Annotated in this window: 15 protein-coding genes; 4 read left to right on the forward strand and 11 right to left on the reverse strand. The window is 56.3% G+C overall.

Features of this window, described 5'->3' with window-relative positions:
• The first annotated feature begins 211 nt into the window (after nt 1–211).
• Nucleotides 212–1,207, forward strand: a complete 996-nt coding sequence (locus VGN12_15730; protein HEY4310901.1) for a tyrosine-type recombinase/integrase — start codon at nt 212–214, stop codon at nt 1,205–1,207.
• Here VGN12_15730 and VGN12_15735 read toward each other — a convergent pair.
• The 6 genes from VGN12_15735 to VGN12_15760 all read right to left on the reverse strand — a co-directional run bounded on the left by VGN12_15735 (nt 1,122) and on the right by VGN12_15760 (nt 6,864).
• Entirely contained in the window at nt 1,122–1,556 is a 435-nt protein-coding gene (locus VGN12_15735; GenBank protein HEY4310902.1) for a TQO small subunit DoxD, read from the reverse strand. The genes VGN12_15730 and VGN12_15735 overlap by 86 nt on opposite strands.
• Nucleotides 1,557–1,609: 53 nt before the next feature.
• Nucleotides 1,610–2,185 carry a Rid family hydrolase gene (locus tag VGN12_15740; protein ID HEY4310903.1) on the reverse strand — a complete coding sequence of 192 codons (576 nt, stop codon included), beginning with the start codon at nt 2,183–2,185 and terminating at the stop codon, nt 1,610–1,612.
• Between the two features lie 253 nt (nt 2,186–2,438).
• The gene (locus VGN12_15745) at nt 2,439–3,377 is read right to left on the reverse strand and encodes a DJ-1/PfpI family protein (protein HEY4310904.1); all 939 of its coding nucleotides are present in this window, start codon (nt 3,375–3,377) and stop codon (nt 2,439–2,441) included.
• A gap of 58 nt (nt 3,378–3,435) precedes the next feature.
• Nucleotides 3,436–4,440 carry a DJ-1/PfpI family protein gene (locus VGN12_15750; protein HEY4310905.1) on the reverse strand — a complete coding sequence of 335 codons (1,005 nt, stop codon included), beginning with the start codon at nt 4,438–4,440 and terminating at the stop codon, nt 3,436–3,438.
• Nucleotides 4,441–4,595: 155 nt separating this feature from the next.
• Nucleotides 4,596–5,615: a GlxA family transcriptional regulator gene (locus tag VGN12_15755; GenBank protein HEY4310906.1), complete on the reverse strand. Its 1,020-nt coding sequence runs from the start codon at nt 5,613–5,615 to the stop codon at nt 4,596–4,598.
• Nucleotides 5,616–5,787: 172 nt separating this feature from the next.
• Nucleotides 5,788–6,864 carry a histidine kinase gene (locus VGN12_15760; protein HEY4310907.1) on the reverse strand — a complete coding sequence of 359 codons (1,077 nt, stop codon included), beginning with the start codon at nt 6,862–6,864 and terminating at the stop codon, nt 5,788–5,790.
• A 511-nt stretch (nt 6,865–7,375) separates the two neighbouring features.
• On the opposite strand from VGN12_15760, the gene VGN12_15765 reads away from it, so the two are divergent.
• On the forward strand, nt 7,376–9,013 hold the full coding sequence (locus VGN12_15765) for a PQQ-dependent sugar dehydrogenase (GenBank protein ID HEY4310908.1): 1,638 nt from the start codon (nt 7,376–7,378) through the stop codon (nt 9,011–9,013).
• Here the strand turns inward: VGN12_15765 and VGN12_15770 are convergent.
• The 3 genes from VGN12_15770 to VGN12_15780 all read right to left on the reverse strand — a co-directional run bounded on the left by VGN12_15770 (nt 8,994) and on the right by VGN12_15780 (nt 12,407).
• The gene (locus VGN12_15770) at nt 8,994–10,202 is read right to left on the reverse strand and encodes an alpha/beta hydrolase (GenBank protein ID HEY4310909.1); all 1,209 of its coding nucleotides are present in this window, start codon (nt 10,200–10,202) and stop codon (nt 8,994–8,996) included. The two genes, VGN12_15765 and VGN12_15770, sit on opposite strands and share 20 nt — an antisense overlap.
• Before the next feature lie 313 nt (nt 10,203–10,515).
• On the reverse strand, nt 10,516–11,283 hold the full coding sequence (locus VGN12_15775) for a LytTR family DNA-binding domain-containing protein (protein HEY4310910.1): 768 nt from the start codon (nt 11,281–11,283) through the stop codon (nt 10,516–10,518).
• Nucleotides 11,280–12,407: a histidine kinase gene (locus VGN12_15780; GenBank protein HEY4310911.1), complete on the reverse strand. Its 1,128-nt coding sequence runs from the start codon at nt 12,405–12,407 to the stop codon at nt 11,280–11,282. Before VGN12_15780 ends, VGN12_15775 begins: the two co-directional genes overlap by 4 nt.
• A gap of 639 nt (nt 12,408–13,046) precedes the next feature.
• On the opposite strand from VGN12_15780, the gene VGN12_15785 reads away from it, so the two are divergent.
• Nucleotides 13,047–15,230 (forward strand): molybdopterin cofactor-binding domain-containing protein, encoded by a 2,184-nt coding sequence (locus tag VGN12_15785; protein HEY4310912.1) that lies wholly within the window; start codon nt 13,047–13,049, stop codon nt 15,228–15,230.
• Nucleotides 15,231–15,241: 11 nt separating this feature from the next.
• On the forward strand, nt 15,242–16,351 hold the full coding sequence (locus VGN12_15790) for an NAD-dependent epimerase/dehydratase family protein (protein ID HEY4310913.1): 1,110 nt from the start codon (nt 15,242–15,244) through the stop codon (nt 16,349–16,351).
• A gap of 53 nt (nt 16,352–16,404) precedes the next feature.
• On the opposite strand, the gene VGN12_15795 is transcribed toward VGN12_15790, so the two are convergent.
• Entirely contained in the window at nt 16,405–17,568 is a 1,164-nt protein-coding gene (locus tag VGN12_15795; protein ID HEY4310914.1) for an MBL fold metallo-hydrolase, read from the reverse strand.
• A 332-nt stretch (nt 17,569–17,900) separates the two neighbouring features.
• The gene (locus tag VGN12_15800) at nt 17,901–18,842 is read right to left on the reverse strand and encodes a DJ-1/PfpI family protein (GenBank protein ID HEY4310915.1); all 942 of its coding nucleotides are present in this window, start codon (nt 18,840–18,842) and stop codon (nt 17,901–17,903) included.
• Nucleotides 18,843–19,058: the final 216 nt, after the last annotated feature.

The raw sequence follows: 19,058 nt of genomic DNA on the forward strand, positions 1-19,058 counted from the left end.
GAGAGTTATCGGCTGAAGGATCGGAAGAAGGCTGGTCATCTCAAAATGACCGGGGTATAGGCCGCCCAAGGCCAGGAGGGTGGTCTACTTTTACTTCGGCGTTGACGAAAAAGGTGGTCCAGTTTTACTTCGGCGTTGACAGGCAAGCGCAACTGCGGGTGGTCTCACCGTCAGCGCGCTCGCGGCTAAATTCCTTGACGACTACGTGCGGATGAAGGAGTTGCGGGCACTGCTCAAGTACAGCGGGGTGATCCGAGTCCACATTGTGCCCCACTTAGGGTTTGTCTTGGCCGACATGGTGAGCCGCGAGCTGGTCCGGGAGCTGGTCAAGAAAGTCATGGTCCGGGTACCCCGAGGCGAGGGTGCCAAGGATCGTCCGCGCGGTGGCAAGGAGGCGGCACGAAGTACGCTCGCGGTGCTTCGCAAGATGATCAATTGGGGCATTCGCGAGGGATTGCTCAAGCGCACGGATAACCCTTGCACGGGCATGGAGGATAACCTGCCCAAGAAGCGGCAGAAGGAGCGGGTGCTCTCGCTCGAGGAGTCGCGAATCGCCTGGGCTGCCGCAGCGACGCTCGGCTATCCATTCGGACCGGTCTACCGACTCATCATGTTAACGGGCTGCCGCTCCGGGGAATGGTCGGCATGTCTACGGCCCTATGTGGATCTGAAACAGGCGTTGCTGGTCCTGCCTGCCGACGCTTACAAGAGCGATCACGTTCACGTCGTCCCGTTGGTCTCCAAAGCAGTCGAAATTCTGGAGGAGGTCTTGACTCAACACCGCGGCCGAAGCGGTGAGCACATCTTCAGCGGCACCGATGGGAAGAAGCGCCTCGCGGGTTGGAGCAAGGCCCAAGCACGCATGCGGCGAGCGCTATGTGCCGTCAGTGGCGATCGGCCGGTATTGTCGTGGACGCCGCATGATCTTCGGCGTACCGTGGCGACGCGGATTGCGGAGAAACTGGGGGTGGGCGGCGAGCAGCTGATAAAGCGTGTCCTCGGCCACGCGGACGGAAGCGTAACGGCCATCTATAACCGCTATGGCTACGTAAGGGAAATGCGCTCGGTGTTGGAAAGTTGGGCTTACGATCTGACCGCTCAGGTTGGGATTTGGCCGCGAATCACCACAATGGAACTCGAGGAAATCGCCGATGCAAAATTTGATCCAAGCCGATCACGCGGCCCCCTGCACTCGCCAGCACAATAAGCGTCAACACCAAATCAGCCGTATCCAGGCCGGGAATTCCAAGCATGGAGGGCTTGGCGAACCAATAGTTCAGTAGCATAAATATTGACACGACTGCGGCGAGCCTGGTGGTCAAACCCAAGAGCATCGCGAAGCCGACGTAGAGTTCACCGAAAAATACCAGAGTGGTGAACAGTCCTAAATGCGGCAGCACAACGCCGGACAGGAAGGGCTGATACCAAACCCGGCCCTCATGAGCCCAGCGCGTGATCAACATCTGCATTTCGCCGTCGGCCCCGCTGCCATGATCGCTGATCAAAAAAGTGGCGGCAATATAGAGTCGCGCTAGCAAGATCAACCATGCCGGCACTGCAATTGTTCTATTCATGTGACACCGTTAGTATTGTAGGCAGCTGCAAAAGACTACTTGGGGACTGGCCGCGTCTTGGCAGTAGCCCGCTGTTTCGCTGGCGTCTGCGCAATCAACTGCACCTCTACGATGCCCGTATCTGGCAAGAGAGAGGACGTGCCGACGGCGGTCCATGCAGGCTTTGGACCTAGCATGAACTCCTCCTTCACCTGTTCGAAGGCCTTGAATTGTTCACTTCTTGTGCCGCTGAAATTTGGTCCCTGCCAGACGTGGAAACTATTGATCATCACCACATCGTTGAATTCGAGATCCGCGCTCTTTAGGTAACGCTCAATGCGGCGAAATGTCCTTCGCACCTGCGCTTTAAAGGCCTCAACGTCGGTTCCCTCGTCGGGCCGTCTGCCGACAACGACGCCTGAAATGAAAACTAAATCCCCCGCGCGCCTAACCGCAGCGTAGCCATATTCGTCGTAGGCCTGTTTATCGAACGCATTCGGAAGAATCACTTCGCCGCTCGATGTCGGAATGTGCAATGGTGTGTACTCAGGGCTCGGGACTGTTTGCGCGAAGACCGGTAAAGCAGCGAACACCGTGAATAGGGTCGTGCAGATCAAGCGATTGAATAGCATAACAAGTCTCCGCGGTTCAGAAAAACATTTGCCAACCGAATAAATCGGAAGGCGCCACGCGGAAGCCAATGTCCGCGCCCCCCTCATCTGCGCCCATTCCGAGCAACCGCGAAAATGGAGCGGGATATTCGGGCGCCGCGGGTCAAAGAACAGAGCCCCTGGTTTGATCACATACCGGTAGCTGGCAATTCTTTCGAAATCGATATCCCGGGAGACCAATTCAGCTTGTCCGCGATTCAATGGGCGCGTCGGCTCAACTAATCGCTACACCGCTGGTAACAAAATCTTCCGGATTCGCGTCGAACTGCTGCTTGTGCGCAAGGCCGCAAAAATTGTAGATCGTACCTTTATAGACAGACGTTAAATCCGTCTTCGGATTCACTTGCATGCCGCAGACGACGCACACCGGATGATTCGCCGTGGATACGTATTTTTGCGTGTAAATGGAATTGGAGTCCGGATTCAACCAGCCCTTGCCTTGATATTCCATATCGAAAGCGGTCTGCGTCGCCAGGTCACGACCGAAATAGCGTTCGACAACGCGGAACGCCAAATCCATCCCGGAGGACAATCCGCCGGACGAAGCGAGATTGCCTGCCTCGACAAATCGCGCGCCGCGCCGAACGTGAACGTCGGGGAATTGACTGGCAAAATTGCCATACGAACCGTGGTGCAGCGTCGCGACCTTGCCGGCAAGCAATCCCGTCTGCGCCAGTAAGTAGGCGCCGTTGCAGACTGACATCGTGACATCCGCGGTCTGGGCCACTTTGCGAATCCAGGCGAGCGAAGCCTCCGATCTGGTGCTCTGGGCGGGAATCACGAGCACTTTGGGCAGTGGGGCGGAGTCGTAGCTGAAATTCGGCGTGATTGTCATTCCGCCGCTGGCGCGAATGGGCTTGGTGGTTTCTGCCACCGTATAAGTTGTGAAAAGCGAATCCTTCCTGCCTGCGATACGCGCATCTTGGAACACTTCCCAGGGGCCGCAGAAGTCTATGATCACTGCACCGTCGGAGATCAGAAATGCGACCGGGATGCTGCCTTCGGCCGGCGGCCTCAGTGGATTGGACACACTGGAAGCGGCGGCCGGTGCGGTTCCTGGGGCACCAGAGCGAGCAAACTTCGGACTGACGGCGGCAACGATACCCAGCGCCGCGGAGTTCATCAGCAGATCCCGTCGTTTCACGCTATTCATAGGCAGGCCTCATTGATACCCTCGCGAAAGGCAAGGTAAGCTCCCGGTTGTCCCCGGCTCATCTACTGGCTCTCGCCAACTCAACCTTGAAAAGATACTGATTTCGCTGGTTGGCTTCGGTCTCGACGCTGAGAGTCGCGATCCAAGCCTGCCCGTCGAGGTCGACGAACCGCCAAGTGCTGCTCGACGGACCGGTAGTGACGGCGTTCCAATTTCCAGCAGCGTCGTAGGCTTTTCCTGCAGCCTCGATCAGTTCCGCTGGGCCCAGCTGGGAGCTAAAGCGGCGCACGCTACTCCAATGATCCCGATCTCCTCCCGTGCTTACGAACGATCCCCAGTCCCCGAGCGCAGCCAATTTACGACTCGCCTGTCTCTCCGGAAGCGCATAGATGGCGTAGGTGGCTGGAAGATATTGGCCGCTGGGTTGCCAGTCATATTCGAGGAAGCGCGCAACTTCATGCGCCTCCGCGTTGCCTTCCATCAGCGATACATAATGCAGGGCCCCGTCGATGCCCGCCGACAGACCACCAGTGGTAATAAACTTGCCGTTATCGACCACGCGTTGGTCACGAACGACACGAAGCTCCGGATGTTCCAATCGCAAGGGGTCGATATTGTGAGCAGTCGTGGTAACCGTGAGACCGTTCAGCAGGCCGGTATTGGCCAAAGTAAAAGCGCCATTGCAGACCGACATCACGTGCTCGGCTTTGGCGGATTCCTGCTTGATCCACTCGAGCGTTGCTTTGTCGTTCTTCACGGCTTTAACGCCGCCACCGGGGACTAGCACTAAGTCGGCTGGCGGTGCATCGGCGAACGTGTATTTCGGAATAACCTGCATCCCGCCCGCCGTAGTGATCGGCGATTTACTTTCGGCCACTGTGAAAACCTCGTACCCTTCCGCGCCGAAAACCTCATAAGGCCCGGTGTAGTCAATAATCTCCACGTTGTTGAACAACAGGATGGCGATTTTCCTGGGTGGCGCTGGCGCGGCCTTTGCCGCGGCTACATTGAAAAAGCCGACGCAAGCCAGTCCAAGTGCTATCGAATGGAAGCGAATCTTCATAAGCTATCCTCGGACGTTTGGCGCGCGCGAACCGTCCAATTTTAGGCTCTTGTAGGCGCGTGAAAATGCCAACTTATATTCAATTTCTGCCATTGCTATCAGTGCGGCAAATCAGCGGCGGAAATCTTGACGAAGCATGCCCCGCAGGCGCCGAATCAAACAGCATCGGAAAAACGTTCGCGGTATTCGCTCGGCGTTGCGCCCAACATACGAAGGAATGCCCGCTGCAGCGACAATAATGACCCGAAGCCGCAATCGGATGCTATTTTTGCCAATGTATCGCTCGATTCTTCCAGACGTCGGCGCGCGGCTTCGACACGGATTCTTTCGACAAAACGCGCTGGGGTGACGCCCGCGTCTTTTATGAACGTGCGAGCGAAGTTGCGAGGGCTCATGTGCGCTTTGGCGGCAAGACTTTCCACGCGAAGGTCCGCCGTCAGATGATCCGCAGCCCACGAGCATAATTCTTCGATTTGTTCGCGATCCGAGCTCTGTAAAGCAAGGGCGGTACTGAACTGCGCCTGTCCACCGGGGCGCCGCAGAAACATGACGAGTTCGCGCGCTACCTCGAGGGCGATCGGCGAGCCAAGGTCCTCTTTAACCAGCGCCAGCGCTAAGTCCATACCCGCGAGCACACCCGCCGAGGTATAGGTGTTTCCGTCCCGAATGAAGATAGGCTCGGGATCGACCGTGACATTTGAAAATCGACAGGCCAACTCCTGCGCCCATTTCCAGTGGGTAGCCGTGCGTTTGCCATCGAGCAGCCCCGCCGATGCCAGCATGAAGGCACCAGTGCAGATGGAACCGAGACGTCGGACGCGTCTAGCATTTCTCTTGAGCCATGCGAGAAGCCGTTCGTCCTGGCTCCCGCTCTCGGCGCCCGTGCCACCCGCCACGAGCAGTGTGTCGATCGGAGTCCGCAAGGTTCGGAGAGTGTCGGTAGCGATGAGGCTAAGGCCGCAGTTCGTAGAGATGATTTTGCTACGCGTGGTGCTTGCAAGAAACACCTGATACGGAGCCACTTCTTTCGGATGATTGCGCATGTAAGCCTCGGCGGCTCGAACAAAGACCTGGTACGGCCCGGTGACATCAAGAATTTGCGTACCAGGGGCCGCAAGGAAAACGACAGATCTCGGAACCCCCCTCGCCTGCTTGAGTGCCGAGCCGTCTTTCATGATACGAGGCTATCTTAGGGGGCGGCTGGCAGCAACGAGCAAGTTGGCCCCCAATGTGGGGCCATTTGTCTGTTCGTGCCAACGGGCATTAAAACACTACGATTTAGACCACGCCGGCTACGATTCGTCTCCAACGCTCCTGATGTTGAAATGGCACTCATTTTTGCGCCGGCTATGCACGGCACGGTAATGACAAAACGATTTCCAGCCCGGTGCCAAAATACCTCTCAAAGCATTCGTGAGCATCACCATAGAGGGAATGCAATCGTTCACGCACATACAAAAAATCGATCGTCGAGGGAGAAGTCGGCCGGTCAGCAGATTGATTGGGCACTTCGATAAGGATGCTGATTGAAATGCACTCGTGCACTCTCCTTGCGGTGATTCTTATGTGGCGGCTGGCCGCTTGGGCGGCGAAGATCTTTTCGATGGCATATTCTACGATGGGCTGGAGAATTAAGCTTGGCACACGGACATCCAGCAATGCAGACGTTATATGAGTGTCGAGCTCCAAGCGATCAGCGAATCGCACGCTCTGGATGTCCAGGTATCTGCGTAAGAGATTCAGTTCTTCGCTGAGCGCGATCTCGCGGCGATCGCCTTTGGCGATGCGATATCGAAGGATCTCGCTTAAGCTCACGACGATTGCGATTGCCGTTGCGCCGCGCCGTTGCCGAATCAACTCGGAGACGCTGTTGAGGGTATTGAATATAAAGTGCGGCTGTAATTTATGACGTTGTGCCGCGAGCGCCATTTCCGCAGCGTGTTCGCCGACTCTGGCCTCATGAAGAGCATGACGCGCGTCGCGCTGACTCCACAGTGGCGCGTAGTCGACACCGAGGATGACTGTGTACAAGAACAATGATTGCAACAAGGTGACCGGGCCAACCTCAGGGCACAGCAACCAAAAGGTCCGCGGGAATGTGGGATCAAACAACAGGTGCAAAATAACATTCCAGGCGCTTGTAACTCCAGCAAGGGCGAGCAACAACGACAAGTGGCTTAGCCACGCCCGAAATGCCATCGGCACTTCGGGCGGATATTGTCGTCCCACGCGAATAACGGCGGGCGCGCACAGTGCCCAGGGCAGCCAAGTGAGCAGCATCAGGACATGCAGAGATACCCACTTATGATGCATGCGGGAAGCGCGCACGGCGAAGACAGCTTCGGTCGGCTCGAGATTGTCGCATGCAGCGCCGATGCAGGCCATGCTGCGAAAAGACAGGGACGTCGTGAAACGTGGAATCACGAATCATTTCGCTGAGCTTAGCTCATCGTGGGATGAGTGGCGAAGATTTGCAGCGAGCAGTCGGTTCTGTGCAGCGAACGGCATCGAGCGAGCCTACTTAAGTTGGACCATTTCTGCCAAGCCGGCCCGATCGTCGATTTCGATGCGCACTGTCCCGTCACCAAATGATTGGGGTAAACCTAAGACCCGTGCTCTCCCGCGCTGTGGGAATTCAATCACACCCAAAATGTGAGACCATTTTTGTGTCGTGCCAAATGGGCATTAAACACTACGATTCAGACCACGCTGGCTACGATTCGTCTCCAAATCATTGCTTTCCCATCGCCTCCAGCCTTAGTGTGAGCCGAGAGACAATGGTTTGTGTCCTCGATGTCTGCCATTTGTGGACGCCGAATCAAGGTGATCGTTATCTTAACCGAGGCCGACGACCGCGTTCGTCACTGCTGATGTTGAAATTGCACTCACCGGCAGACAGTTTAACAAACTGCTTTTACCTTTAAGGGGCCTCAGCATGAGCAAGACCAACGGCGCCTGCCAGCTAGTCTTTGTTCTTTACTCTTTGGCATACGCACTAGCCATCCAAGCGCAATCCACAAGCTTTCGCGGTGCGCCGGCATCGGCGAAGGAACTTTTGCCACCGTCGATCGCTGGCGGCGGAGCCAGCGGCAAATTCTCTTACGAACTTCACTGCGCAAGTTGCCATGGAACCAGTGGGCAGGGGTCAGGGAACATTCCCGCACTGACCACAGACACTGTTAAATCTGCTTCTGCAGGAGAATTATTCTGGTTCATTTCAAAGGGAGATGCCAGCAGTGGAATGCCGTCTTGGGAGCAGCTCCCCGAAGCGCAGCGTTGGCAAATCGTCAGTTTTCTAAAGGCTTTTGAGCCCCTGGGAGCCGCTGCGCCAGCGACAGCGGATTCTAAACCCTCCTTCGAAAAGGCGGCCCCACCCAAAGCGCCATTCACCGATTATCGATTCGAAAGGCCGGGACAGGTTCACAAGATCACGGTAAGAGACCTCCCGGCTCCATACGAAACGCCTTCCGCCTCCAATGGCCCAACGATTGTACCGCGGCCTCGAAACGCGTGGCCCAAGGCACCGAAGGGATTCGAGGTAACGCTGTACGCAGACGGTCTTGAGAATCCTCGTCGCCTTCGCCGTGCTCCCAATGGTGATCTCTTTGTCGCGGAACCGGAATCCGGCAAGATCGATATCTTTCGCGGTATCGATAACGCGGGACACCCGCAGCGCAAAACGGTGTTCGCCGGCGGTGTGGATCAACCGTTCGGAATGAACTTCTATCCCCTGGGACCTGATCCGCGCTGGGTGTATGTGGGAACCCCGACCGCTGTGATTCGCTTTCCTTATCGTAACGGGGATCTGGAAGCACGCGGCCCGTCAGAACATATTATGGATCTCGCAAAAGACGGCCACATTAGCAAGGACATCGAAGTTGAGCCTGACGGGAAGAAGATATTGATTTCCGTGGGGTCCTTCTCGAACGCGGACGATGTGGATAACAACCCGTTGGAAAAGAACAGAGCGAACATACTAGAGGTCAATCCCGACGGATCTGATCTGCAAGTCTATGCCTACGGGATTCGCAATCCCTCATTTATGGCCATCGATCCAAAGACGAAGGATCTCTGGGTGACGGTAAACGAACGCGATGGACTAGGTGACAATCTCGTTCCTGACTACATCACTCATGTGCAACACGGCGGTTTTTACGGTTGGCCATGGTGGTACATGGGCGGTCACTCAGATCCACGCCTCGCAGGTAAACATCCGGAACTCAAAGATAAAGTCATTACGCCGGACGTACTCTTACAGCCTCACAATGCCTCCGTCGGAATTGCTTTTTACGATGGCAAACAGTTCCCTTCGGAATTTTCTGGTGATATTTTCGCGGCTGAACACGGCTCGTGGAATAGGAGCGTTCGCACCGGTTACGAAGTGATCCGAATACGCCTACATCAAAGTGGTAAAGCGACAGGAGAGTATGAGGATTTCTTGACCGGCTTCGCCATAGACAATAAACGAGCGTGGGGACGGCCAGCTGGTGTGGCGATCGGAGTGGATGGATCCCTCTTCGTGGCCGACGATGCCTCAAACTCCATCTGGCGCGTCAAGTACGTCGGTCTCTAGTGTTCTGGGGGGCTGGCTCAGCGCTGTGCAGTTTGCGCCGCACGTCTGCAGTTCGCTTTTGGCGTACCTCGGTGACCACCTCGTCGACCGCCTCGATCACCGCTTGCGGAACGCTGAGCATGATCCGATGCGACGCGCCTGGGACGGCGCGGTTGACCCCCCGGGACGAAAGGCGCGCCGTCTCGTCATGCATCGCCATCACGATTTTTCCTCGTGCGAGAAATTCCGGGTCTGGGCCGTTAGGGGTGGGTTGGTCAGATGCTGGCGCAGTGAGCACGACCAGGGGAATGTCACCGTAGGAGCGCTTCGAGGCCGCCACCTGATCTGATCCTGCGCCGATTGCTTCCTCCGCTTCTGACAAGGACTCGCGGTAGAGCGGCGCGTGGCTTGTCAATTGCATGAAGTGGCCATTGACCGCGGCCGGGAACTCAGGATTCGGCTTGACCACGCAATCCGCAGCTGCTTTGGACCCAGGAGCGGGAACACCCGCCTCGAGCGCAGCCAAGCATGTGCGCAATGCCTCGATGTTGGCCTTGATCTTTGGAAGGAAGCTGGGGGAAACGGGGGAGAGACGCTCCGCCTCGTGCTCCGTCTCCGGATCGACCAGCACCATGCCGGCGACGTCGCGCAGGTGCGTATCAGCATAGAGCCGCACAATCATGCCGCCGAGCGAGGCGCCCACAAGCACGTAAGGCGGCGGCAGGGCCGCGGCCTTGGTTAGGGCGGCCAAATCCTCGGCGAGGTGTCGCGTGTCGCGCGGCAGCGGCCCTGGATCGCTGAACCCATAGCCTGCCCGATCGTAGGCGCACGCGCGGGTTTTCTTGGCGAGTTCTGTATGCACTTTGCGCCATTCAAACGACGATGCTCCTAAACCCCCTGAGAGGATGACAGTAGGAGAGCCGTGACCCAGGCAAAAGAGGTTCAGCCGCCGGCCTCCGATGTCAACAAGTTGCTGGGCCCGACCGTAAATTTCCAGCGAGGGATCGGGCTGGGCGGCGGCGTTGGATGTGTGTGCGGCCGCGATCAATAGGGCCACCCCTATGAACGCTCCGAACGCGCGCGCGGCGATGATTCTTCCCTGGCGATTCCGATTCCCCGGCAGCGCCGCGCGAGACTCGAATCTCGCGGCCCCAAAGATCCAACGCCGGCTGGAGCCGCCCACAATGAGGTTTGGTTCGAAGCGCGACATGTTACCTCCTAAAATTGTTTGGGAGGATTGGCGAGTCCACGGGTAACTAGAGTTGCTGGCATATCAATTGGCTCCGTGGCGCAGGTTCCGAGCATGAGCGACTGTGAGGCGCCTTGAATTGGGAAGGCGGTGAGTGGTAACTTCCCCAAGCCGTAAACGCCAGATTGCATGCTCGTCCTGCAACATTATTACGAGGAGACTCTGCTTAGACGCCGACAGCGACATGGACGTTTAAATTGCGCGGTGGGATTCCAGCCACAATAGGGCGGGCGTGCGACTTCTGACCCTCGGAAAGAATTCGATGAGAACGATCTCAGGGCTGGCTGATGCCCAAGAGTTGGGCTCCGTGAACCTGATACCGACTCATGCGCAATTCCCGGCCATCTTGTAATACCACCACGTGATGGCCACGAAACCAGGGCTGGACCGACTTAACCCGGCTCAAATTAACGATCGTTGATCGATGAATTCGCAGAAATCCCGTGGGATTCAGCTTTATCGCAAAATTCGTCAGCGAGTCTCGAACTACAAATTGCTGCTTACCAACGTGCAGCGTCACGTAGTTGCCTTCGGCTTCGATAAAATCGATCTCCTTGACCGCGACGAATACGATACGGCCGCTAATCTGCAGCGGCAAGCGATCGGCGTATTGGCGTTGTGAGGCCAGTGTGTCCAAACGTCCGATGCCGTTCTTCAATTCACTGCGGGCCAACCTGCCTTCGATATGATCTCGGGCCCGGCGCATGGCTTCTTGAAATCGAACCTTACTCAATGGCTTAAGCAAGTAGTCAATTGCATAACTATCGAAAGCGCGTAGCGCGTACTGATCATATGCGGTTATGAAGATAGTTACCGGCATGGCGCTGACCCCCACGCGCCGTACGACCTCGATGCCGTCCACTTCGGGCATTTGTACATCCAAAAATACGATATCCGGTTGGCTCTCCAAAATTTGACTTATGGCGCTCTCGCCATCGCCGCACTCCCCAATGACCTCGACCCCCGAGCACACTTTTAGCATTCGTCGCACGGAACGCCGTGCAATGGGCTCATCATCGACTATCAACGCACGAATGGTCACAGTGTCGCCGCTGGATTCACAAGATTATCTGCACTAAAAGGGGATTTTGCCGGAAGGCGCAGGATGACCATGACACCCGTGGGTTCCAAACCCTGGATTCGAAACGACTGATCCGCACCATATAATTCGCGCAACCGGTCTGCGGTATTCGATAGGCCGATGCCGCGCGACATCAATCGATCTGGAGGTTCGTCAAGCACACTGTTGTTATTCTTGACGACGAGCACTATGTTCGACTCCTCGCGCGATACCTGAACAGACACGACATCCTCACCTTTGCGTTTTGCGATACCGTGGCGGATGGCGTTTTCTACCAGCGGCTGAAGGACAAATGTAGGGACTGTGGCCTCGAGCAGGTTATCGTCGATTTCGAAATTGAAATGCAGCCGCTCGCCATAGCGATGCTTCTGGATTCCGACATAGCACTCTAGGAGTTCGATCTCCTCACGCAAACAGATCTCTTGCGACTGCGATTGCTGTAATGTGGCTCGTAGCAGTTCGCTCAAGCGCAGCAAGACATCCTCAGCTCCTGGAGGGTCTTCGTAAATGAGTGTCGTTGCAGCATTTAGGGTATTAAACAGGAAATGTGGCTGCAGCTGAGCGCGCAGAGCATCCATTCGTGCTTGGGCTAAACGCACTTCGAGGCGAGCCGTTTGTAACTCTTTCCTGCGGGCATGATCGCGGACGCGATAGAATTCAATTCCCGCCATTAGAAACCAGTATGTAAACAAGCAGATCTGTGCGTGCTGACTGTAGTAATGACGCATCGCGACTCTAAACGAAATATCGTGCGTGGAGCGCATTAAGCCGATGCTCGCTTCCAAAAATATCATGAGCGCGGTGAGTACGCATCCGGCAACAAGATGTACTGCGAGCGCTCGCGTCCAGAACATCTTCTGAAATGGGAATCGCCGCGATAACCATACAACAATCGGCGCTTGAGCCCATAGATAGCAAGACCACCCCAGGTAATAGGCGAATGGATTTCGGATCGCTCTGGCGCTGTCATAGGCGTACCACTGTGTTGCAAAAATCAGTGCCAACAGAGCCCAACCGCCGAACAGCGATATACGCCGGGTCCAGTCGATCTGCATCGAAGACTCTGTTACGAGACGAGCGTCCATGCGCAAATCCTAACCCCGGTCGCCTCAAATGTGTAACTCCGGATAGACGCCAAATCGTTTCGAACTGACTACGATTTGCCCCTGCGCTGCTACGATTGGGCCCAAATCAATTTCCCTGAAGCCCTGTCACCGCTAAGGTGATGGCACCTTAGTGGAAGAGCGAACCCAGTGGCTGTGCTGACGCTATCGGTGAACAAAATATCGCGGCAGGTAGATGTGGCTCCCGACACACCCCTTCTCTGGGTGCTGCGCGATTCGCTCAATTTAACCGGGACGAAGTATGGTTGCGGGATGGGATTGTGCGGAGCCTGCACGGTACATCTGGACGGCGTCGCGGTTCGGTCATGCCTCGTGGCCGTGAGCTCAGTGGGTAATCAGTCAGTCACCACCATTGAGGGGCTCTCGATAGGCTCTACGCACCCAGTTCAGAGGGCGTGGATCGCTGAGCAGGTGCCGCAGTGCGGATACTGCCAATCTGGGCAAATCATGCAGGCCGCCAGCTTGTTGGCACAAGTTGCTAACCCTAGTGTTGAACAGATCAAGTCCGCGATGAGCGGTAACCTATGCCGCTGCGGCACCTACCAGCGAATAGTGCGTGCTATTGCTCGCGCGGCCACTGTCGCCGATTAGTGGGCCGGCGTGGATCGTCGCAATTTTCTCAAGAAAGGGACCGCCGGCGCCGCGGTTCTTGCGGTCGGCTTTAGCTGGGACGCGCAAGGGAGGAGCACTTCTCGCCGCAAGGGCACTACGTTGCAACCCAACGCCTGGCTGCGAATCGGTTCAGACGATCAGATCACTGTGCTGGCGGAAAAACCGGAGGTTGGTCAGGGGTCCAGAACCTACATCGCGATGATGATCGCGGAGGAGTTGGAGGTGGACTGGTCGAGCATTCGCGTTGAGCAAGCGCCAACCATCCCGTCGATATATAAAGGGCTTCATACCGGCGGAAGCGGAGGCGTACAGGCTTCCTTCATGCCGATGCGAAGAGCCGGTGCACAAGCCCGAGAAATGCTGCGTAAAGCAGCGGCACAGCAGTGGGGTGTCGCAGAGCAAGAGTGCCGCGCCGACCGAGGATTCATTCTGCATGCCCGCTCCAATCGACGGCTTCGATATGGGCAACTCGTAGAGACCGCCTCGCAGATTAAGGTGCATGGCGATCCGGCACTTAAACCGCCCCGGGACTTTCAATTTATCGGCCGCCCCATCCCTCGACTCGATCTGCCAAGCAAGGTGGATGGCAGCGCCGTGTTCGGCATCGACGTGCGCCTGCCTGGGATGTTGTTCGCAGTGATTGCGAGATGTCCCCATTTCGGCGGCAGACTAGCAAGCTACAACGCGGATCTTGCAAAGAAGGTCGCGGGGGTACGCGCTGTGTTCCCTGTTGCCCCCCTTCCGCGCCGCTTCAATACTGCAGGCGGCGTGGCGGTGGTCGCAGAGTCGAGTTGGACGGCAATTCAGGCACGCAAGTTACTAAAACTGAATTGGGAAAAAGGCCCGGGCGGTGACGAAACAACCGAATCGCTTCGCAGCGCCATGCAGCGTCAGCTTCACGTGCCAGCGACATTTGTTGCCGCTCAACGCGGGGACCCGATCACGATCTTATCCGAAGCCAAAACGATATTCGAAGCCGAATACGAGTCTCCTTTCCAAGCGCACGCGACCATGGAGCCGATGAACACAACGGTCCATGTCAGGGAGCGAGAAATCGAAGTATGGTCGCCCACGCAATTCGCTGACGAGATTCAAACGGAAATCATCGAGCTATCCGGGTTTTCCCGTGACGGGGTAATTATCCACATGACTCTTTCGGGCGGTTCGTTTGGACGTCGCTACCAATGGGATTACGCCGCCGAAGCCTGGCAGATCGCCAAGGAGATACATAATCCAGTCCAGCTGCTTTGGACGCGCGAAGACGACATGCAGCACGATTTTTACCGACCGTACAATGTGCAGCGATTGACGGCCGGGATCGGCGGGCACAACCAGCTAACCTCGTGGTCTACTCGCATAGTCAGCACGCCCATTGCTGGAAGTAATCTATATACCGGATATGTCGAGTCCCCTGAAGCATTGCGCGATCCTGAAACGATCGCAGCCCTTGAGTGGTATGGCGCAGACATCAAACCTTATGCCATCCCAAACTTTCGACTCGACTATGTCCCGGCGCAATCGATCGTACCACGTTCGTGGTGGCGCTCCGTCTCATCGTCATATACCGCATTCGCAAAGGAATGCTTCGTGGACGAACTGGCCCATCTCCTAAAACGCGACGCGCTCGATTTCCGTCTGAGTCTCCTATCTGACACCTCAGCACTCACACAGCGGCTTCGCGTTGTCTTAGAACTCGCGACCGCGAAGGCAGGCTGGGGCAAGCGGCTGCCGACAGGTCGTGGGCTCGGTCTTTCGTGTCGAGTCGGAGATACCTGCAGCGCCCAGGTCGCTGAGGTTTCCGTCGATGCGCAGGGAAGCGTGCGGGTGCTGCGCGTCGTGAGCGCGGTTGACTGCGGCATTGCTGTCAATCCGGATGGTGTGCGCGCCATGACCGAAGGCGCCATCAATTTCGCATTATCCACGGTGCTCACTGCGCAAATTACAATCAAAGATGGCGCTGTAGAGCAAAGCAACTTCCACGACTACCGTGTACTTCGTCTAAACGAGGCTCCCGAAATTCAAGTTCACATTGTCCCAAGCATCGCTGATCCGAGCGGGGTAGGGGAACTGGGTGCGATGCTGCTGCCGCCCGCAGTCGTCAACGCGATCTTTGCAGCCACCGGCATTCGCGTGAGGCGTTTGCCCATCGATCCAAAATCTCTTTCTACATAGAGGGCAATTTCATGGACCGCAGGAGTTTTCTGAAATCCACATCGATGGCGGGGGCTCTGTCAGGCTTGGGCTTGTTTTCTTCGGTTCCGACATGGGCTAGTGCGACTCCCAAACGAATCCTCGTGCTGGGGGGCTCTTTTTTTCTGGGACCAGCTCTCGTCGAGGCAGCGATTGCCGAAGGACACACCGTCACATTGTTTAATCGTGGTGTAACCAATCCCGATCTATTCCCTCACGTCGAGAAGCTCAGGGGAAATCGTAGCAGCGATCCTTCTGATCAAGACCTTTCCGCGCTTACACACCGGCATTTCGACGTGGTGGTCGATGTCTGGCCTTCGGATCCGGCACTGGCGCACTCCGCCGCCTTGTTTCTGAAGGACCGGGTCGGTCACTATGTGTACGTTTCATCTATCGCCGCCTATGACTCCAAGGAATTCTCCAGAGCGGGTATCGATGAGACTGCCCCTTTGATCCCCTGGAATGGGCCAGGCCGACCGTATAATCGAGGGAAGGCGGAGAGCGAGAGACGTCTAAAATCGGTTCTCGATCCTAAACTGACGATTGTCCGTCCGGGACCGATTAAAGGCGATCGTGACACCACGCCGGATCTGCTTACCTGGTTGATGCGAGCCCAAAGCGGCGGGCAGCGCATTGGCCCGGGAGACGGTAGCGATCCGGTGGAACTGGTCGACGTAAAAGATGTGGCTCGATTTCTACTCTTGGCCATCAACCATTCGCTGTTAGGCGTTTACAACCTCACCGGTCGCTCGATGCGCTTTCAGGATTTCTTGGCCCTCTGCAATACCGCTACAGATTCCGATAGCGAGTTCGTGTGGGTTCCACAAAGCTTTCTTCGTCAACAGGGGCTGGAGACAGACGACGCGTTGGGATTATTTGCGGGCAATTTCCCGCTCTGGCGCCCTTCCGGAGCGAACTCCGGTCTGTTTCAAATCAGCAGCGAGAAGGCGTTTCGGAGTGGGTGGCAGACAAGACCGTTTGAGGAGACCGCTCTTGACTGCTTGTCTTACTTTCGTTCCAGGAGGGAGCATCTGGACTGGGACGACTATCTTCCCGCCGCCAAGGAGAGGCAAGTACTCGCGGCCTGGGCGAATCGTTCGTGAGAAAGGACCTCCCTCTGCAGACAGGCATTCCCTGGAACAACCTGTCCGTGCGTTCACTTTTTCGCGGGCGCTGGAAATGGATTCTCGTCTATAGGGATACCTTTTTGTTCGTTCCATGCGCTCTCGACCGCGGGGATGAAGAAATTGTCCCAGGCATAAACGCGTTCTGGCATTCCCTGCGTAAGCTCATCTTTGTAGGACTGCATGGTGACTTTTTTCTTGACCTGCTCCAGGGAGAGCCCCTGTGCGATCCCTTGCCTGACTTGGTCATTCAAATCAGCCAGAAGCTGGCGCACGGTTTTCATGTAGGTTTTGTCGTGCATGACCGGGCCATGCCCCGGAACGATGACGGAAACGTCCATCGCCAGCAGCTTGTCGAGAACTTTGACCCAGCTGCCGATATAAGACGGGGTTGCGTAAGGCACGGGCCAGACCAGAATGTCGCCAGTGATCAATAACTTTTGGTCCGGGACGTAAACAACGACATCGCCCGCTGTGTTGGCGTTGCCCGGCCAAAATATCATCACTTCCCGACCGCCGAGATCAACGTGCAACTGGTCGGCAAAGGTGACATTCGGCCCTAGGAAGTGCGACTCTTTCAGTTGCGGAGTGTGCTTGGTGATGACATCGATCATGTTTGTGTAAAAAACTTTGTCGACTTCGGTCACGGGCGAGCCGTCGGACTTCTTGCCGGTTTGCAGCCGTTTCCGGGCTATCTCCAGGTAGTTCGGATATTGGGTCAGCTCGATCTGCAAGGATTTCGGGATGTACTCGTTCATGGAGTCGCGGGTGAACGGCGTACTGATGATGGCTAACCCTGGGAATGCGCCCGCGTAGACCGAGTTGCCCACATTGTGATCTTCGTGCCAGTGTGTGTTGACTAGATAACGAACTGGCTTTGCGGTTTTGCTCTTGATGTCCGCAATCATGCGTTGCGTGAGGGCCGGGAAGTGACCCGAATCGACCACCAGCACCGCATCCGATCCTATGAGGGCGGCCGAGTTTCCGCTAACAATGGGTGCTTTGGGTTCTGGGGCAATGAAGGCGTAGATGTCCTTGCCCACATTCTTCATGTGGTAAACGGAAGTGACGTCCTCAAAAACAATCGACTGTGGCGCCTGAGCCCCAGCCGCCGAATAGGAATGTACAACCAACCCCAGAGCGAACAAGGTTGAAAGAATTGAGGTGGAAATCAATGTCCTGCGAAAGAGATTCACGAGAACAGCTCCTTGATTGCAAGAGTCTTGTCTGTGATAGCCACGGATTAATCTAATCGAATATAGCGCAATAGAGTCGGTTCCGGCACGCGAAAACCGAAGTCATTGGCGCTAGTTCAGGGGGTGGTCTTCGTCCAGGATTTTCGATGAACGAATGCCCGGCTAGGTAGCCGGCGCGAGCGCTGCCGTTTTTTTCAGTTGACTTGTGCGCCGGGGCCGCTCGGCTGGGCAACTACTTCCGGTTTTACCATCGCCGATGCGATTGTCAGGGCTGAGGTTGCGGCAAACTCGTCGGCCGACTCGTGTACCTCTGGTTTACGGGGACGATACCCTCAGGTATGGCGAAGCAACAGGGTCGCAACAAACCTGTCCTTTTCTTTGGGACTGGCAACCACCGCACATTGGCCGGTCCAGTCTTTCCGGTCATCATCCATAAACGCCCATGAGAAACCGGAGGAAGTTCTGGCGATGATTCGGGTGCCGCCGGGAATATGAAAGACGGGCTTGAACATTCCAGATTTTCCCTTGTTGGCAAGGATGCGGGCCTGAAGGATGTCTAGAACCTCGCCAAGCGTGTGCGGTTCCGATATCAAGATTTTTGTTTCCCAATATTCCCGATCGCCGGCAGTGGAGATCAATTCAGCTTTGGCTCCCTGAACATTTGGTTTGCCGTAGGCCAGGCCATCCGGGAGGAAGCGATCGGCTAATGCCGCTCGGGCGTAGCCGCCCGCCGGGTCCCAGTTATACTCCATGTCGAGTGCCACCGCCTGTGCTGTTCCTAACCCTTTCATGAGGGACACTACCTGAAGAGCTCCGTCAATGCCCGCTGACAGTCCAGCGGTGGTCACGATTTTACCGTTGCTGACAAAACGTCGGTTGTAGACCACCTTCGTGTCGGGACCGGCAAGGTCATCGATCATACCGTAGGTCGTGGTCACGGTTTGCCCTGCGAGCAACCCGGCCCTCTGCAATAGAAACGCTCCCGTGCAGACTGAAATCACATAACGGGCTTCCTTGCTTTTCTGTTGCATCCATTCAATGAGGCGGGCATTTTTAATGGCTTCGTCCCAGACGCCGCCTCCTGGAACGAGTAAGACATCCGCTTTGGGACTTTCCTCGAAGGTGTAGTCGGGAATGATTTTTTCCCCGAACACTGCCGTCAACATGTCCTTTTTTTCTGCAGCCGTATAGACAAGCCAGCCTGCGGTGCCGAATACCTCCCAAGGTCCAGCGAAATCGATTAGCTGTGCTCCGTTGAAAAGGAGGATTGCCACGTGCGGGGGGCCATCGCCAGCCGATGAGGCCGGCACGAGCGTCATCCCGCAGTTCGGGCACTTTCCCGGCTTATCAAAAACCAATTTGTCGCAGGGCAGGCCGCAGGGCGGACATCTGTAAGACCCTGTCGCGGGTGAAGCTGCGACAGCGCTCGCGTCCTCTAGGAGTGGCATTCCAAGACAAGCGCATGTTAAAGCGGTCGGAGCGGTAGCCTG

It is taken from the genome of Pirellulales bacterium (assembly GCA_036499395.1).
Classification (GTDB): domain Bacteria; phylum Planctomycetota; class Planctomycetia; order Pirellulales; family JACPPG01; genus JACPPG01.

Excerpts from the sequence above, each read along its gene's own strand:
- VGN12_15730 (HEY4310901.1), top strand. The coding sequence starts at position 212 with ATGAAGGAGTTGCGGGCACTGCTCAAGTACAGCGGGGTGATCCGAGTC.
- VGN12_15740 (HEY4310903.1), bottom strand. The coding sequence starts at position 2,185 with ATGCTATTCAATCGCTTGATCTGCACGACCCTATTCACGGTGTTCGCT.
- VGN12_15745 (HEY4310904.1), bottom strand. The coding sequence starts at position 3,377 with ATGAATAGCGTGAAACGACGGGATCTGCTGATGAACTCCGCGGCGCTG.
- VGN12_15750 (HEY4310905.1), bottom strand. The coding sequence starts at position 4,440 with ATGAAGATTCGCTTCCATTCGATAGCACTTGGACTGGCTTGCGTCGGC.
- VGN12_15755 (HEY4310906.1), bottom strand. The coding sequence starts at position 5,615 with ATGAAAGACGGCTCGGCACTCAAGCAGGCGAGGGGGGTTCCGAGATCT.
- VGN12_15765 (HEY4310908.1), top strand. The coding sequence starts at position 7,376 with ATGAGCAAGACCAACGGCGCCTGCCAGCTAGTCTTTGTTCTTTACTCT.
- VGN12_15770 (HEY4310909.1), bottom strand. The coding sequence starts at position 10,202 with ATGTCGCGCTTCGAACCAAACCTCATTGTGGGCGGCTCCAGCCGGCGT.
- VGN12_15780 (HEY4310911.1), bottom strand. The coding sequence starts at position 12,407 with ATGGACGCTCGTCTCGTAACAGAGTCTTCGATGCAGATCGACTGGACC.
- VGN12_15790 (HEY4310913.1), top strand. The coding sequence starts at position 15,242 with ATGGACCGCAGGAGTTTTCTGAAATCCACATCGATGGCGGGGGCTCTG.